Source organism: Pseudomonas sp. Z3-6 (genome assembly GCF_051131985.1).
Classification (GTDB): domain Bacteria; phylum Pseudomonadota; class Gammaproteobacteria; order Pseudomonadales; family Pseudomonadaceae; genus Aquipseudomonas; species Aquipseudomonas zanjanensis.
On record NZ_CP071644.1, the window covers coordinates 4163034 to 4181549 of the forward strand.

Annotated in this window: 2 protein-coding genes (both running past the window's edge); both read right to left on the minus strand. The window is 63.2% G+C overall.

What is annotated here, in order from left to right; genetic code table 11:
* Positions 1-691, minus strand: partial view of an amino acid adenylation domain-containing protein gene (locus J3P88_RS18200; protein WP_434570763.1) — the 5' end (the start) only. The gene continues 12485 nt to the left of window position 1, outside the view; 691 of the gene's 13176 nt are visible here — the first part of the coding sequence; the start codon lies at positions 689-691; the stop codon falls past the left edge of the window.
* Positions 688-18516 carry the 3' portion of a non-ribosomal peptide synthase/polyketide synthase gene (locus J3P88_RS18205; RefSeq protein WP_434570766.1) on the minus strand. The gene runs 11292 nt beyond the window's last position, so only the last 17829 of its 29121 coding nucleotides appear in the window; its start codon lies beyond the right edge, outside the window; its stop codon occupies positions 688-690. The genes J3P88_RS18200 and J3P88_RS18205 overlap by 4 nt, the downstream gene beginning before the upstream one ends.

The window sequence follows — 18516 nt, forward strand, 5'->3', positions numbered from 1 at the left end:
CGGCGACCACCAGCAGCAACAGCGGTGCCTGGCTGATGTCCAGGCGATAGTGACGAGGATCGAAGCGTGCCTGCAATTGCGCCATGACGTCGCCCTCGGCGAGGTCGGCGCTGATGTCCTTGACCCCCAGCCGGGCCTCGCGCCAGACCACCTGCACCGCCTCTTGCAACCCCTCGCGGACGATGGCGGTGCGCAGGATGTCGTGGCGGTCGATCACGCTTTGCAAGGCGTCGACAAAATCCGTCAGGCGCTCCTGCCGGGCGATGCTGAAGTGTGCCTGCAACACATAGGGATCGCCCTGGGTGGCGGTCAGGTGGTGATAAAGAATCCCCTCCTGCAACGGCGCCAGCGGGTAGATGTCCTGCACATTGGCCGCGCCGCCCGGCACGGTGGCCACGATGCGGTCGATGGCCGGCTGGTCGAGGGTCACCAGTGGCAGCATGTCCGGCGTGATCTGCCCACAGCCGACGGGGATGGCGTTGGCTGGGATGTCGACTTCGCCAGCCTTGCTGTCATCGTATTGCCCGGCCTGGATCAACTCGATCAGCGCGGCTTTGTGCTCACGCAGCAAGGCCAGCACCGCCGGCTCGCCCAGGGACTGTTTACGGCCGCGTACCACGAGCTGATCGCCCTTGACCGAAAGCTGTACGTCTTTTTCTTTTAGTGTCGCCAACAGTTCGATCACACTCACAGGACAATCTCCATTTTTTCTGTCGTTGCCGCGTATTCCGAGAGCGTGGGCTGCTCGAACAACGCCCGCACATCCGCTTCCATGCCTTCCTGGCGCATCCGCTCCATCAGGCTGACGGCGAGCAAGGAATGCCCGCCCAGTTCAAAGAAATGATCGTGACGGCCAACGCGTTCCACGTTGAGGACTTCAGCCCACAGTTGGGCCAGTGTGATTTCGGTTTCGCCGATGGGGGCTTCGTAGCCTCGGGTGATGAACGCCTCCAGGGCCGGTGCCGGCAGCACCTTGCGATTGAGCTTGCCGTTGGGTGTCAGCGGCATGGCGTCGAGGCGTACATAGGCCGCCGGCACCATGAAGGCCGGCAAGTGAGCTTGCAGGTAGGCACGCAGCGCCTCGATGTCCAGCACATCGTCTGACGGATATTGGGTGAAATAGGCCACCAGGCGTTTTTCCCCGGGTGCGTCTTCACGGGCCAGCACCGCGGCCTTCTTCACCGCCTCGTGCCGGGCGAGCCGGGCTTCGATCTCCCCCAGTTCTATACGGAAACCGCGGATCTTTACCTGATCGTCGTTACGCCCCAGGTACTGCAACGTGCCGTCAGGCAGCCAGCGACCGATGTCGCCAGTCTTGTACAGCCGCGCATCACTTTTGCCGTAGAACGGGTCGGCAATGAAGCGTTCGGCGCTGAGTTGCGGCAGGTTGAGGTAACCGCGGGCCACCCCCACGCCGCCGATGTGAATCTCGCCCGGAACGCCCACCGGCAACAATTGCCCGTGGCTGTCGAGCACATGCAATTGCATGTGGCGGATCGGCCGGCCGATGGGAATCGACTGATGGCGGTAGGTTTCCAGGTCGCTGTCCACCGTGTGCCAGGCGACGATGTCGCTGCACTCGGTCGGTCCGTAGCTGTTGATGATCGCGGGCCTTGGCAGTGGGAGTTTTTCCAGCATGGCGAGCTGGATCGGCTCGCCGCCCAACACCACTCGCTTCAGGCAGGCCAGGGCCTGCTGATGATCGGCGTCCACCAGCGCATGGAAGGCGCTGGGGGACATGCACAGGAGAGTGATGCCGGCCTCGACGATCTGGGCAACGATGGCGCCGGGGTTGAAGGGTTCTTCGGCCAGGTGCAGCGTGGCACCGACCATCAGCGGCGCCAGGATGTTTTTCTGGGTCAGGTCGAAGCTATAGGAGGACGCGAGCAACACCGCGTCGCCGGCATGGAACGTCACGTCGTAGAGGTACCAGTCCAACAGGTTGCGCAGGCCGCGATGCTCGACCATCACGCCCTTGGGCAGTCCGGTGGAGCCGGAGGTGTAGATCACGTAGGCCAGGTGGGCCGGGGTCAGGCCCGTGATATCCGGGGTGTGCTCCGGCTCGTCTTGCCATGGACCGCCATCCAGGTCGATCAATGGCACCTGGACGTTGGCCAACAGCCCTCGGGTGCCCGCCTGGACCAATACCGCAGCCGGCTCGCTGTCGGCCAGCATGTAGGCAAGGCGGTCCGCCGGGTAAGCCGGGTCCAGCGGCACATAACCGCCACCGGCCTTGAGGACCGCCAGCAGCCCGATCACCATCTCGGCACTGCGCCAGACGCAGATGGCCACGCGCGAATCCGGTTGCACACCTTGCTTGCGCAGATAATGCGCCAGCCGATTGGCTCGCGCATTCAACTGGCGATAGCTCAGCGGTTGTCCGCCGTCCAGCACCGCCACGGCGTCCGGTGTGCGTTGAACCTGGGCTTCGAAGAGGCCGAGGATAGTCTGCTCCCGCAGGTCATCGGTGTCGTCGGTATTGAACTCGGCCAGCAGTTTTTGCCGCTCGCCGGGTGGCAGTATCGACAGCTGATGCAGCGGAGCGTCAGGCGTCTGCTCAAGCATCCGGACCAGATTTTCCAGAGCCTGTCGAACATAGCCGCAAAGGCGCTGCGCACCAATGCGCGCAGGGGTCATAATGCTGAAGCTGAACGCCTCGCCCTGGTCGTCCACCGACAGCGTCAGCGGATAGTTTGTGCGTTCTTCGCCGCTGAGCAGCTGTATACCGTCCCAGGCCGACAGCGCCTCGCTTGAGTTCAGCGCGGCGGTGTGGCGATAGTTGAGCAAGGCACTGAACAATGGCGTTGGCGACTCCACACCGCTGCAGCGTTGCGCCAGCACCAGCGAGGCATGTTCGTGGCCGAGCAACGCGGTCAGGCGTGCATGGGTCGCTTTCACGCCGGCACCGACCGCGGTTTGCCCCACACTCACCCGCAACGGCAAGGTATTGATGAACATCCCCAATGCGCGGTCGGCGCCCTCGCCGCCTTGCATCCGGCCAACCAGCACGGTGCCGAACACCACGTCGTCCTTGCCCGACACCTTGCCCAGCACCTGAGCCCAGACCAAGTGATACAGGCTTGCCGTGCTCACGCCGAGCTGACGGGCCTGGGCCCGCAGCCGAAGGCTGAGCTCAGCATCGACGTCCTGGCGAACCTCCTCGATGCCGCTGCCATCGCCCTGCACATCCTGCAAGCCGAACGGCAGCGTCGGCTCGTCAATGTCGCCGAGCATGTCGCGGAAAAACTGTTCGTGGGCCTCACGACTCACCCCCAACCGGGCCTGGGCCACGTAGTTGCGGTACGGCACCGAGGCCGGCAAGCGTTGTGCCTGGCCCAGCATGTGCGCTTCGATCTCCGCCGACAGTGCCGCCAGCGACGTGGCGTCGTCCACCAAGTGATGGAACAGCAGCATGCCCACCCAACGCTGGTTCGCCGCATCTTGCGCATAAGCGACCCGCATCAGCGGTGCCTGGCGGATGTCCAGGCGATAGTGCCGGGGGTCGAAACACTCATGCAGTTGCGTGGCGATATCGCCGGCCGCCGGGTCCAGCGTCACCGCCTCGACTGCCAGCCGGGCTTCACGCCAGACCACCTGCATGGGCTCGGCCAGGCCTTCCCAGAGCACGCCCGTGCGCAGGATGTCATGGCGGGCGACAACGGATTGCAACGCCTGGGTGAAAGACTCCAGGCGTGTGAAGCTGTCGAACGCGAACATCATATATTGCAGATAGGGATCGCCTTTGGCCGCCGCGAGGTGATGGTAAAGAATTCCCTCCTGCAACGGCGCCAGTGCATAAATATCCTGCACGTTGGCCACGCCGCCCGGCACCTTCGAAACGATCCCATCGATTGCCCATTGGTCCAGCTCAGCCAATGGCAGCATGTCCGGGGTAATCCGCGTGCAGCCATCCGGGATGCCATTGGCCGGTACCACGACTTCCGAATACCCACCGACCGCAGCGGCCAGCGCCGCGAGCGTCGGCTGGCCGAACAGCACCCTCACGTCGGCGCTCAAACCAGCGTGACGCATGCGTTCGATCAGTTTCACCGCCAGCAGCGAGTGACCGCCCAGTTCGAAGAAGTTGTCGTGACGACCGACTTGCTCAAGGTCCAGCAAGTCTTGCCAGATCGCGGCGATGACGGTCTCGGCCTCGCCTTGCGGGGCTTCGTATTCGCGAGTCGCCACCGACGACTGATCCGGTACCGGCAGCGCCTTGCGGTCGAGCTTGCCGTTGGTGGTCAGCGGGAACGCGCCAAGGACCACGAACGCGCCCGGTACCATGTACTCCGCCAGCGACCCCAGCAATTGAGCACGCAGGTCGGCAGCCGATAGCGATGCACCGTTGGCAGCGATCACATAGGCCACCAGGCGCTTGTCGCCCGGTTCGTCCTCGCGAGCGATGACCACCGCGTCGCTGACGCCCTCGCAGGCCGCCAGGGTCGCTTCGATCTCGCCCAGTTCGATACGGAAACCGCGGATCTTCACCTGGTCGTCGTTGCGGCCCAGGTACTCGACGCTGCCGTCCGCCAACCAGCGGCCGAGGTCGCCGGTCCGGTACAGGCGCGCGCCTTCGCACCCGCTGAAGGTGTCGTCGATAAAGCGTTCCCGGGTCAATTCGGGACGGTTCAGGTAACCCCGCGCCACACCCGCCCCGCCCACATACATCTCACCCACCACACCCACCGGCACCGGCTCGCGCCGGGCATCGAGCACGTACAGTTGCAAGTCGGGAATGCGCTTGCCGATCGGGCTGACACCGGCCAACTGCGCGTCGGCCGCTTCCAGGGGGCGATAGGTCACGTGCACCGTTGTTTCGGTGATGCCGTACATGTTCACCAGTTGTGTCCCGGCATTGGCTGCACGGGCGAACCAAGGCTTGAGGATCCCGGTTTCCAATGCTTCACCGCCAAAGATCACCTGGCGCAGGCTGTGGCGCAGATCGCTCTCGCCTTGCGCGGCAATCAATTGGCGGAAAGCACTTGGCGTCTGGTTGAGGACAGTGACCCCGGCCTCGCACAACAGCGCATAGCACTCTTGCGGAGAACGGCTGACCAGTTGCGGCACCACCAGCAAGCGGCCGCCATGGGTCAACGCGCCCCAGATTTCCCAAACCGAGAAATCGAAGGCAAAGGAATGGAACAACGCCCAGACGTCTTGCGGACCAAAATCGAACCAGGGCTGGGTCGCCGAGAACAGCCGGGCGACGTTGCGGTGCTCGACCATCACGCCCTTGGGCAAGCCGGTCGAACCCGAGGTGTAGATCACGTAGGCCAACTGCGACGACGTCAGGCCCGGCACTTGCGGGTTGACGGTGGACTGGTTGCGCAACGCCGGGCTATCGAGTTCGATCACCCGTACGGACTCTTCGGCCAGCAGCCCATGGGTGGCGGCATGTACCACGATGGCCACGGGGGAACTGTCCTCGAGCATGTAGGCGATACGTTCCGCCGGAGAAGCCGGATCCAGCGGTACGTAGCCAGCGCCCGCCTTCAAGATGCCCAACAGGCCGACAATCATGTCCAGGCCACGTTCGACACAGATCGCCACCCGGTCATCCGGGTTAACGCCCAGCGACAGCAGGCGATGGGCGAGTTGGTTGGCATGGGCGTTGAGTTCGCCGTAGGTCAGTGCCTGATCCTCGAACACCACCGCCACCGCGTCGGGTTGCGTCGCGACCTGGGCCTCGAACTGGCGATGGATCAGCGCGTCATGGGCATAGGTCGCCTCTGGCGCATTCCAGGTTTCCAACAGTTGCGTGCGTTCGGCCGACGGCAGCACCGTGAGGTTGCGCACCGCCGTTTGCGGCGCATGTTCCAAGGTATCGACCAGGCTCTGCAGGGCCACCTGCACATAATCACAGATACGTTGCGCACCGATCCGGGACTCGACCTGCACCGTCAGGCTGAAGCCTTCACCCAGGTCATCGACGTTCAACGTCAGCGGATAGTTGGTGCGTTCCTCGCTGGACAATATTTGCATGCCGTTCCAGGCCGACAGGCCCTCATCGGTCACCTGCAATGAACTGTGACGGAAATTCAGCAACGCGCTGAACAGCGGCGCTGGCGAGGCCACGTCGCTGCAGCGTTGGGCCAAGGCCAGGGAAGCATGCTCATGCCCCAGCAGCCCGGTCAGGCGCGCGTGGGTGGTCTTCACCGCGTCCCGCACGCTTTGCCCATTCACCGGCACGCAGATCGGCAAGGTATTGATGAACATGCCCAAGGCCCGGTCAGCCCCCTCACCGCCCTGCATCCGCCCCATCAGCACCGTACCGAAGACCACGTTTTCCTGGCCCGAAGCCACTGCCAGGACCCTGGCCCAGGCCAGATGGATCAGGCTCGCGGCACCCACGCCCAGTTGGCGAGCCTGAGCCCGTAGACGCAGGCTCAGGTCCTCATCGACCGGCGCCGAGACTTCCTCGATGTCGCGCCCGTCGCCCTGGACCTGGGTCAAGCCGAATGGCAGCGTCGGCACATCGACGTCGCCAAGCATCTCGCGGAAGAACCCTTCGTGCTCCTGCGCGCCGACCCCCAGGCGCGCCTGGGCCACATAGTTGCGATACGGCACCGCGGCGCCCAACTGGTCGGCCTGCCCCAGCAAATAGGCCTGCATCTCGTGTCGTACCACCTCCAGCGCCGTATGATCGAGCGCCATGTGGTGGAACAACAGGGTGGCCACCCAACGCTGGTTGACTGCATCTTGCGCAAAGCGGATACACATCAGCGGCGCCTGGCGGATATCCAGGCGATGGTGCCGAGCGTCGAAACGCGCCTGCAGTTGGCGAGCGATGTCTCCGTCCTCAAGCCGCAGACTCACTTGCTCGATACCCAGCACGGCCTCACGCCAGACCACTTGCACCGGCGCCTCCAGTCCTTCCCAGGCCATGGACGTTCTCAGGATGTCGTGGCGGTCGATCACGCCTTGCAAGGCCTGGGTGAAATCATCGAGGCGCTCGCGACTGTCGAAAGCGAACTGCGTTTGCAGCACATAAGGATCGCCCTGTTCAGACGAGAGGTGATGGTAAAGGATGCCCTCCTGCAACGGTGCCAGCGGATAAATGTCCTGCACGTTGCGCCCCCCACCCGGTACCGTCGACACGATCCGGTCGATGGTTTGCTGGTCCAGCGTGACCAATGGCAGCATGGCCGGGGTGATGTGTTCGCAGCACGAGGGAATCCGGTTCTGCGGAACACTCACCTCATTACCACCGCCGACGGCTGCCGCCAGCGCGGCCAGGGTGGGTTGACTGAACAACGCACGCACATCGGCACTCAATCCGGCCTGACGCATCCGCTCGATCAGCGTCACGGCCAACAGCGAATGCCCGCCCAGTTCGAAAAAGTGGTCATGACGCCCGACGCGTTCAACCTTGAGCAGCTCAGACCAGACTTGTGCCAGAGTGGTTTCGATTTCGCCTTGCGGCGCTTCGTAGCCACGGGTGATCAGCGCGTCGAGGTCTGGTGTCGGCAGGGCCTTGCGATCAAGTTTGCCGTTCGGTGTCAGCGGCAGTGCGTCGAGGCGAACGTAGGCAGCGGGCACCATGTAGGCCGGTAACTGCGCTTGAAGGTGCGTGCGCAGGGCTTCGATGTCGACTGGTGAATTCTGGGTGAAATAGGCCACCAGGCGCTTGTCACCCGGCACGTCTTCACGAGCCAGGACCACGGCTTCGTTCAAGGCATCGTGTTGAGCGAGCTTGGCTTCGATCTCTCCCAACTCGATGCGGAAACCACGAATCTTCACCTGATCGTCGTTGCGGCCCAGGTATTCGATGTTGCCATCCGGCAGGTACCGGCCCAAGTCGCCAGTACGATACATGCGGGCGTTTGGAGCCGTGCTAAACGGGTCTTTCAGGAAACGCTCGGCCGTGAGGTCGTCACGATTGAGATAACCACGAGCAACCCCAGCGCCACCGATGTAGATTTCCCCCAGTACGCCCAATGGCACCGGTTGTTTGTGTTCATCCAGCAGATAGAACTGAGTGTTGGCCACCGGTTTGCCGATATGCGCGGTAAACCCGTCTTCACGGGCCATCGACACCCAACTTGAATAGGTCGTGGTTTCCGAAGGACCGTAGAGGTTGCACAGGCGCTTGACCTGGGTCTGCTCGAACAACGCTTCCACCAGGCTGCGCTTGAGCGCTTCACCGGCGACGTTCACCGTGTCGACGCCCTCGCCCAGCCCTCCGGACTCCAACAAGGCCTTGAGGGCAGACGGCACGGTGTTGATCAGCGTGATGTCGTGCTCGCCCTGTTGCAGTTCCAGCACATTAGTGACCACGTCGATGCTGCCGCCGGAGGTCAGCGGCGCGAAGCACTCGTAGACCGCCAGGTCGAAGTTCAACGAAGTCGAGAACAGGGTTTTAGCCAAGGTCTGCGAATCAGACGAACGATGGGCCCAGGTCAGGAAGTTCACCGTGTTGCGGTGCTCGATCATCACGCCTTTAGGCAGGCCGGTCGAACCCGAGGTGTAAATCACGTAAGCCAGGTGCGAGGACGTCAGCTCGGCGACCTCGGGATTCTGGACGGACTCGTCCTGCCACAGCCCGCTGTCCAGATCGACCACTGGCATCGATGCGCCTGCCAGCAATTCAAGGGTCGCCGTCTGCGCTAACACCGCCGCCGGGGCACTGTCTTCCAACATGTAGGCAATCCGATCCAGCGGATACGCCGGATCCAGCGGCACATAACCGCCGCCGGCCTTGAGGATCGCCAACAGTCCCACCACCATGTCGATACCGCGCTCGACACAGATCGCCACCCGCGAGTCCGGCTCTACGCCCTGCTTGCGCAGGTAATGGGCCAGGCGGTTGGCCCGTTCGTTCAACTCGCGATAGCTCAGGCGTTGCTCGCCGCGAATCACCGCCACGGCATCCGGCGTGCGCTGCACCTGATCTTCGAACAGCCCATGGATCGTCTGTTGCCGCGGGTAATCGGCTTCGGTGGCGTTGAACGCCACCAGCAGTTGTTCGCGCTCCGCTGCCGGCACAATCGACAGCTCACGCAATGCCGAGTCAGGCGCCTGTTCCAACGCATCCGCCAGACGTTCCAACGCCGTGTGCATATAGGCACACACCCGTTGCGCGCCGACCGGTGATGTCACCAACACAGACAAGGTAAAACCTTCGCCCAAGTCATCGACGTTCAATGTCAGCGGGTAGTTGGTGCGCTCTTCGCCACCAAGCCCCTCGATACCGGACCATGCGGCTTGATACTGCGCCGATGAGTCGGCCACAACGCTATGGCGGTAGTTCAACAGCCCACTGAATAGCGGCAGGGGAGCCTCCACGCCACTGCAGCGTTGTGCCAGCACCAGCGGTGCATGTTCATGCCCCAACAATGCGGTCAACCGTGCGTGGGTTGTTTTCACTCCCGTGCGTACCGTTTGCTCACCCACATCAACGCGCAGAGGCAAGGTGTTGATGAACATGCCCAGTGCCCGGTCAGCACCATCACCACCCTGCATCCGGCCCATCAGTACCGTGCCGAACACCACGTCCTGCTTGCCGGACACCTTGCCCAACACCTGCGCCCAGGCCAGGTGCACCAGGCTCGCGGCACTCACGCCGAGCTGACGCGCCAGGGCTCGCAGACGCAAGCTCAACGCCGCATCCAACGGTTGCGAGGCGTGTTCGATATCCCGTCCATCGCCCTGCACATCCTGCAAACCGAACGGCAGTGTTGGCTCATCCATGTCGCCAAGCATCTCGCGGAAAAACGCTTCGTGCGCCTGTTGGCCCGCTCCCAACCGGGCCTGGGCCACGTAGTTGCGATACGGCACCGCGGCACTCAATTGATCCGCCTCACCCAGCAGGTGTGCCTGCATTTCGTGCTGCACCACCTCCATGGCGGTGTGATCCAGCGCCATATGGTGAAACAACAGCACCGCCACCCAGCGCTGGTTGGACACATCTTCGGCGAAGGCCAGCCGCATCATCGGCGCCTGAGTGATATCCAGGCGGTAATGCCGCGGGTCGAAACGGCTCTGCAACCAGGCGGCGACATCGCCTGCGGCGCCGTCAAGGGCGACCTCCTCCAGGTGCAGTTTCGCCTCGCGCCACACCACTTGTATCGGCGAGTCGAAGCCTTGCCACACCACGCTGGTGCGCAGGATGTCATGCCGGTCGATGACGTGTTGCAAGGCATCCACGAACGCCGTCAGCCGCTCTCGACTCTGCAACTCGAACGACGCCTGCAAGACATAGGGATCGCCCTGCCCGGCGACCAAGTGATGATAGAGAATGCCTTCCTGCAAGGGCGCCAGCGGATAGATGTCCTGCACGTTGCCAACACCGCCCGGTACCGTCGCCACGATCCGGTCAATCGCCTCCTGATCGAGATCCATCAATGGCAACATGGCCGGGGTGATCCGTGCGCAGCCCGCGACAATCAGGTTCGCCGGGACGTGCACCTCGCTACCGCCGCCCACCGCCGCGGCCAGCGCCGCGAGGGTCGGCTGGCTGAACAGCACCCGCACATCGGCGCTCAAGCCGAGCTGACGCATCTTCTCGATCAGCTTGACCGCCAACAGCGAATGGCCGCCCAGTTCGAAGAAGTGATCGTGGCGACCGACCCGCGCCACATCGAGCAGCTCTGCCCACAGCAACGCCAGCGTCGCTTCGACTTCGCCTTGCGGGGCTTCATAGTCACGGGTAACGAGCGCATGCACATCCGGTGCAGGCAGTACCTTGCGATCCACTTTGCCGTTCGCGGTCAACGGCAATACATCAAGGCGCACATAAGCCGCCGGGACCATGTAGTCCGGCAACTGCGCTTGCAGATGCGCGCGCAGGGCCTGGATATCCGTAGCCTCGCTCTGCTCGCGCAGCGTGAAGTATGCCACCAGGGTCTTCTCGCCCGGGACGTCTTCGCGCACCAGGACCACAGCATCCTTGACGTCGTCATGCTTGGCGAGCCTGGCTTCGATTTCGCCCGGCTCGATGCGGAAACCACGGATCTTCACCTGGTCGTCGTTACGCCCCAGGTACTCGACCGTACCCTCCGGCAACCAGCGCGCCAGGTCGCCGGTGCGGTACAGCAAGGCATCCGGATCGGCACTGAACGGATCGGCGACGAACTTCTCAACGGTCAGTTCGGGGCGGTTCAGATAACCTTTTGCGATGCCATCGCCACCAATGTACAACTCGCCCGCCACGCCGATGGGCACTGGCTGCTGGTATGCATCCAATATGTAGACCCGGGTGTTGCCGAGCGGCCGACCGATCGGGATGCTGCCCGCGCCCACGGTCTTGATTTCGTGGGTGGTGGAGAACGTCGTGGCTTCCGTCGGGCCGTAGCCATTGAGCAGATGAGCCGGTGCCCCTTCTTTCAGGACATGATCGATGACCGCCGGGTCGAGTACATCGCCACCTACGATCAGATAGCGCAATTCCCGGAAAACATCCGTCAGTCCCGAAGCGTATTGATGGAACAGACCGGCCGTCATCCACAACACGCTGACCGACTGCTCGGCCAATAGCGCGGCAAAACGTTCCTGGGACAGCAACACCTCCTGCTCGACCACCACCACGCAACCGCCGTTGAGCAACGGCGCCCAGACATCCAGGGTACTGGCGTCGAAGGCCGGGTTGGAGGCGAAGGCGACCCGGTCCCGGGCGTTGAAATCGGCATAGCCGTTGTTGATCACCAACCGATTGATCGCCCGGTGTGGCACCAGCACGCCTTTCGGCGTGCCGGTGGAGCCAGAGGTGTACATGATGTAGGCCGGCATTTCGCTCGACTGTGGCAGTTGCGGGTCATGGGCTGGCAGGCTGTCGAGGGCGACCCTGTCCAAGTCCACACGCCGAGTGCCAGGCTCCAGCGTTTTGCCACTGACGGTCAGTACCACGCCCGCGCCGCTGTCGCGCACCATAAACTGCTGACGTTCCGTTGGCGCGTTGATGTCCAGTGGCACATAGACCGCCGCGCACTTGAGGACAGCCAACTGGCTGACCAGCAGGTCAAGCGAACGCTCCAACAGGATCGCTATGTGCTGGCCCGGTTGTACGCCCAGTTCGATCAAATGATGAGCCAGGCGGTTCGCCCTGGCATTGAGTTCGCGGTAAGTCAGGCCTTGCGCGCCCTGTACCGCGGCCGTGGCATCTGGACGGGCGAGGACCTGCGCCTGGAACACGGCGTGAACGGTGCTATCGCGCGGATAGCCGCAAGTGGTCGTGTTGAAGCCTGTCAGCAGTTGCTGGCGCTCGGCTGACGGCAATATATCCAGACTGTACAGTGGTGATGCGTAGCTGGATTCCAATGCCGTGGCAAGGCTTTGCAGCGCGGCATTCATGTAGCCGCAGACCCGCCCGGCGCCAACGCCGGCGACGGCAAGAACGGTCAGGGCGAAATCTTCACCCAAATCGTCTACCGACAGCGTCAGCGGGTAATTGGTGCGCTCTTCGCTGCCCAGGGTCTCGATGCCCTGCCAAGCCGACAGGGCATCTTCCGACCCGGGCTGTTCGCTGGAGTGACGGTAGTTCAACAAGGCACTGAACAAGGGTGTGGGTGCACTGACCGCGCTGCAGCGCTGGGCCAATGCCAACGAGGCATGCTCATGCCCCAGCAATGCAGTCAATCGCCCGTGGACCGCCTTCAAGCCGGCCTTGACGTCCCGGTCATCGACAGCGACGCGCAGCGGCAAGGTGTTGATGAACATGCCCAAGGCATGGTCGGCACCTTCGCCGCCCTGCATCCGGCCCATCAGCACCGTACCGAACACCACATCGTTCTTACCCGAGACACGCCCCAACACCTGAGCCCAAGCCAAATGGTGCAAGCTGGCAGCGCCCACGCCCGACTGACGCGCCAGGCGACGCAGGCGACGGCTCAGACCGCTGTCGAGGACCAGCCTGGCTTCCTCGATATCAGAGCCATCGCCCTGGACATCCTGCAAGCCGAACGGCAGCGTCGGCTCGTCGATGTCACCGAGCATATCGCGGAAAAACGCCTCGTGCTCTTCACGGCTGACGCCCAGGCAGGCTTGGGCCACATAGTTGCGATACGGCACCGCCTCGCCCAACTGATCGGCCTGGCCCAGCAGGTTCGCCTGCATTTCGTTTCGCACCACTTCCAGCGCCGTGTGATCGAGGGCCATGTGGTGAAACAGCAACATCGCGACCCAGCGCTGGTTGGGTTTGTCCTCCGCAAATGCCAGACGGATCAGCGGCGCCTGGGTAATGTCCAGGGCATAGCGCCTGGCGTCGAAACGGCTATGTAGCTGCTGAATGATATCCCCGGCTTGCGGATCCAGGACGAGTTCCTCCAGCCCCAGCCGGGCTTCACGCCAGACCACTTGCAGAGGCGCGTCGAGGCCTTGCCACAGCATGGCGGTACGCAGGATGTCATGGCGGTCGATGACACCTTGCAGGGCCTGGACGAAATCGTCGAGACGCTGCCTGCCCTGCAAGGCAAACCGAGCCTGCAACACATAGGGATCGCCCTGTTCGGCTGAAAGGTGGTGATAGAGGATGCCTTCCTGCGACGGTGCCAGCGGATAGATATCCTGCACGTTGCGCACACCACCCGGTACCGTCGACACGATGCGGTCGATGGTTTCCTGGTCAAGGATAACCAGTGGCAGCATATCGGGGGTGATCGTCGCGCAGTCGCGCGGGATCCGGTTGGCCGGCACGACGACTTCGCGCCCCTTGCCCACTGCTGCGGCCAACGCCGCGAGGGTGGGTTGGCCGAATAGTACGCGCACGTCGGCGCTCAGCCCGGCCTGGCGCATCCGCTCGATCAGGCTGACGGCCAGTAGCGAATGCCCGCCCAGTTCGAAGAAATGGTCGTGGCGACCGACTTGCTCCAGGCCCAGCAGGTCCTGCCAGATTTGCGCCAGGACGGTTTCGGTTTCGCCTTGTGGGGCTTCGTAGCCTCGGGAGATGACGGCATCGAGGTCCGGTGCCGGCAGGACCTTGCGGTCGAGTTTGCCGTTCGGTGTCAGGGGCAGTGCGTCCAGTCGGACGTAGGCCATGGGTACCATGTAGTCAGGCAGTTGTGTTTGCAGGTGCGTGCGCAGGGTTTCGATGTCGACGGCTTCGTCCGGCGACTGTTGGGTGAAATAGGCCACCAGGCGCTTGTCGCCCGGTATGTCTTCGCGGGCCAGGACTACGGTTTCTTTCAGCGCTTCGTGGCGGGCGAGCTTGGCTTCGATCTCCCCCAACTCGATGCGGAAACCACGGATCTTCACTTGGTCGTCGTTGCGGCCCAGGTATTCGATGTTGCCGTCCGGCAGGTAGCGACCCAAGTCGCCAGTGCGATACATGCGGGCGTTTGGAGCCGTGCTGAACGGGTCTTTCAGGAAACGCTCGGCCGTGAGGTCGTCACGATTGAGATAACCGCGAGCGACCCCAGCGCCACCGATGTAGATTTCCCCCAGTACGCCCAATGGCACCGGTTGTTTGTGTTCATCCAGCAGATAGAACTGGGTGTTCGCCACCGGTTTGCCGATGTGCGCGGCAAAGCCGTCTTCGCGGGCCATCGACACCCAACTCGAATACGTCGTGGTCTCCGACGGGCCGTAGAGGTTGCACAGGCGCTTGACCTGGGTCTGCTCGAACAACGTTTCCACCAGGCTGCGCTTCAAGGCTTCACCGGCCACGTTCACCGTGTCGACGCCCTCGCCCAATCCGCCCGATTCCAGCAGCGCCTTGAGCGCCGAGGGCACGGTATTGACTAGGGTAATGTCGTGCTCGCCCTGTTGCAGTTCCAGCACATTAGTGACTACGTCGATGCTGCCGCCGGAGGTCAGCGGCGCGAAGCACTCATAGACGGCCAGGTCGAAGTTCAGCGAGGTCGAGAACAAGGTTTTCGACAATATCTTTGAGTCGAACGAACGATGGGCCCAAGTGAGGAAGTTCACCGTGTTGCGGTGTTCGATCATCACGCCCTTGGGCAGGCCGGTCGAACCCGAGGTGTAGATGACATAGGCCAGGTGCGAGGAGGTCAGCTCGGCAACCTCCGGATTCCGGACGGACTCGTCCTGCCACAGCTCGCTGTCCAAATCGATCACTGGCATCGAAGCACCGGCCAACAACCCGACCGTTGCAGCCTGCGCCAACACCGCTGCTGGCGCACTGTCTTCCAACATGTAGGCAATCCGATCCAACGGATACGCCGGGTCCAGCGGCACATAACCACCACCGGCCTTGAGGATCGCCAACAGCCCCACGACCATGTCGATACCGCGCTCGACGCAGATCGCCACTCGCGAATCCGGTTGTACACCCTGCTTGCGCAGGTAATGGGCCAGGCGGTTAGCCCGCTCGTTCAACTCGCGATAAGTCAGGCGCTGCTCGCCGCGAATCACCGCCACCGCATCCGGCGTACGCTGCACCTGCGCCTCGAACAACCCATGAATCGTCTGTTCCAGCGGGTAATCCGACTGCGTGACGTTGAACGCCACCAGTAGTTGCTCATACTCCGAAGCGGGCAGGATCGACAGCCGATGCAGCGGCGCCTCCGGCGTCTGCTCCAACATCTGGATCAGCCCCTCCAGCGTTCGCTGCACGTAACCACAAAGGCGCTGGGCGCCGATCCGTGCCGGGGTCATGACGGTGAAGCTGAATGCTTCGCCCAGGTCATCCACCGACAATGTCAACGGGTAGTTGGTCCGCTCTTCGCCACCGAGCACCTGGATACCGTTCCAGGCCGACAATGCCTCGGTCGAGGTCGTCGAGCCAATGTGGCGATAGTTGAGCAAGGCACTGAACAACGGCGTCGGCGCCTCCACGCCACTGCAGCGTTGCGCCAGCACCAACGAGGCGTGCTCGTGGCCCAGCAACTCAGTCAGCCGTGCATGGGTTGCTTTCACAGCGGCATGAACACTGGTTTGTCCCAGGCTCACTCGCAACGGCAAGGTATTGATGAACATCCCCAGCGCACGGTCGGCCCCCTCGCCGCCCTGCATCCGGCCCATGAGCACCGTGCCGAACACCACGTCTTCGCGACCGGCTACCTGACCCAGCACCTGCGCCCAGACCAGGTGGTACAGGCTCGCCGCGCTCACACCGAGTTGACGCGCCTGGGCCCGCAACCGGCGACTCAGGTCCACCTCGACGTCCTGGCGGATCTCCTCGATGCCGCTACCATCGCCTTGCACATCCTGCAAGCCGAACGGCAGCGTCGGCTCGTCAATGTCGCCGAGCATGTCGCGGAAAAACTGTTCGTGGGCCTCACGACTCACCCCCAACCGGGCCTGGGCCACGTAGTTGCGGTACGGCACCGAGGCCGGCAAGCGTTGCGCCTGACCGAGCATGTGCGCCTCGATTTCGGCCGACAGCACCGCCAGCGACGTGGCATCGTCCACCAGGTGGTGGAACAGCAGGATGCCCACCCAGCGCTGGTTCACCGTGTCTTGCGTATAAGCGACCCGCATCAACGGTGCCTGACGGATGTCCAGGCGATAGTGCCGGGGGTCGAAACACTCATGCAGTTGCGTGGCGATATCGCCGGCCACCGGGTCCAGCGTCACCGCCTCGACTGCCAGCCGGGCTTCACGCCAGACCACCTGAACGGGTTCGGCCAGGCCTTCCCAGAGCACGCCCGTGCGCAGAATATCGTGACGGGCGATGACAGCCTGCAACGCCTGGGTGAAATCGTCCAGACGGCTGAAGCTGTCGAAGGCGAACATCACATACTGCAGGTAGGGGTCGCCCTGGGCAGCGGCGAGGTGATGGTACAAAATCCCTTCTTGAAGAGGCGCCAGGGCGTAGATGTCCTGAACGTTCGCCGCGCCACCGGGCACTGTCGCGACAATGTGCTCAATCTCATCCTGAGACAGCTCGGCCAGCGGCAACATGCCCGGGGTAATCCGTGTGCAGCCATCCGGGATGCCATTGGCCGGTACCACGACTTCGGTGTGCCCGCCGACCGAAGCAGCCAGCGCGGCCAGCGTTGGCTGACTGAACAGCACCCGCACGTCAGCACTCAAGCCAGCGTGGCGCATGCGCTCGATCATTTTTACGGCCAACAGCGAGTGGCCGCCCAGCTCGAAAAAGTTGTCGTGACGACCGATTCGTTCCAGGTCCAGCAGGTCTTGCCAGATCGCGGCGATGACGGTCTCGGCCTCGCCTTGCGGGGCTTCGTATTCGCGAGTCGCTACCGACGACTGATCCGGTGCCGGCAGCGCCTTGCGGTCGAGCTTGCCGTTGGTGGTCAGCGGGAACGAGGCCAATGTCACGAAGGCGCTCGGTACCATGTATTCCGCGAGCGAACCCAACAATTCAGTGCGCAGCTTGGCGGCCGACAGTTGCACGTCTTCGTTGGCAATCACGTAAGCGACCAGACGCTTGTCGCCCGGCTCGTCTTCACGGGCAATCACCACCGCCTCGCTGACCCCCTCGCAAGCCGCCAACGCCGCTTCGATCTCGCCCAACTCGATACGGAAACCACGAATCTTCATCTGGTCGTCATTGCGGCCCAGGTATTCGATGCTGCCGTCCGCCAGCCAGCGCCCCAGGTCACCGGTCTTGTACATCCGCGCGTTCGGCTCGGCGCTGAACGGGTTGGCGAGGAAACGCTCGGCAGTCAGTTCGTCACGGTTCAAGTAGCCGCGACTGACACCCGCGCCGCCCACATACATTTCGCCGACCACGCCCACCGGTACCGGCTCGCGCTGGGCGTCGAGGACGTACAGTTGCAGGTCGGGAATGCGCTTGCCGATCGGGCTGACACCGGCCAACTGCGCGTCGGCCGCTTCGAGCGGACGGTACGTCACGTGCACCGTCGTTTCGGTGATGCCGTACATATTGACCAGTTGCGTCCGGGCATTGCCCTCGCGGGCATACCACGGCTTGAGGATGCCGGTTTCCAGGGCTTCGCCACCGAAGATCACCTGGCGCAGGCTGTGCTGCAGGTCGCTTTCACCCTGGGCCGCGATCAACTGGCGGAAGGCGCTCGGCGTCTGGTTGAGAACGCTCACCCCTGCTTCGCACAACAAGGCATAGCAGTCTTGCGGTGAACGGCTGACCAGTTGCGGCACCACCAGCAAGCGGCCGCCATGGGTCAATGCGCCCCAGATTTCCCAGACCGAGAAATCGAAGGCGAAGGAATGGAACAGCGCCCACACATCCTGCGGGCCAAACTCGAACCATGGCTGGGTCGCGGAAAACAGCCGTGCGACGTTGCGGTGCTCGACCATCACGCCCTTGGGCAATCCGGTGGAGCCGGAGGTGTAGATCACGTAGGCCAGGTGCGACGAAGTCAGGCCTGGTACTTGAGGATTGGCCACGGCCTGGCTGTGTAGCGTCGGGCTGTCGAGGTCGATGACGCGCACCGCCTCCTCGGCCAGCAGGTCCCGGGTTGCGGCGTGTACCACGATTGCCACGGGAGCGCTGTCCTCGAGCATGTAGGCGATGCGTTCGGCCGGATAGGCCGGGTCCAACGGCACATACCCTGCACCGGCCTTGAGGATGCCCAGCAGGCCAACGATCATGTCCAGGCCACGTTCGACGCAAATCGCCACCCGGTCATCCGGGCGAATACCCAGGGACAACAGACGATGGGCGACCTGGTTCGC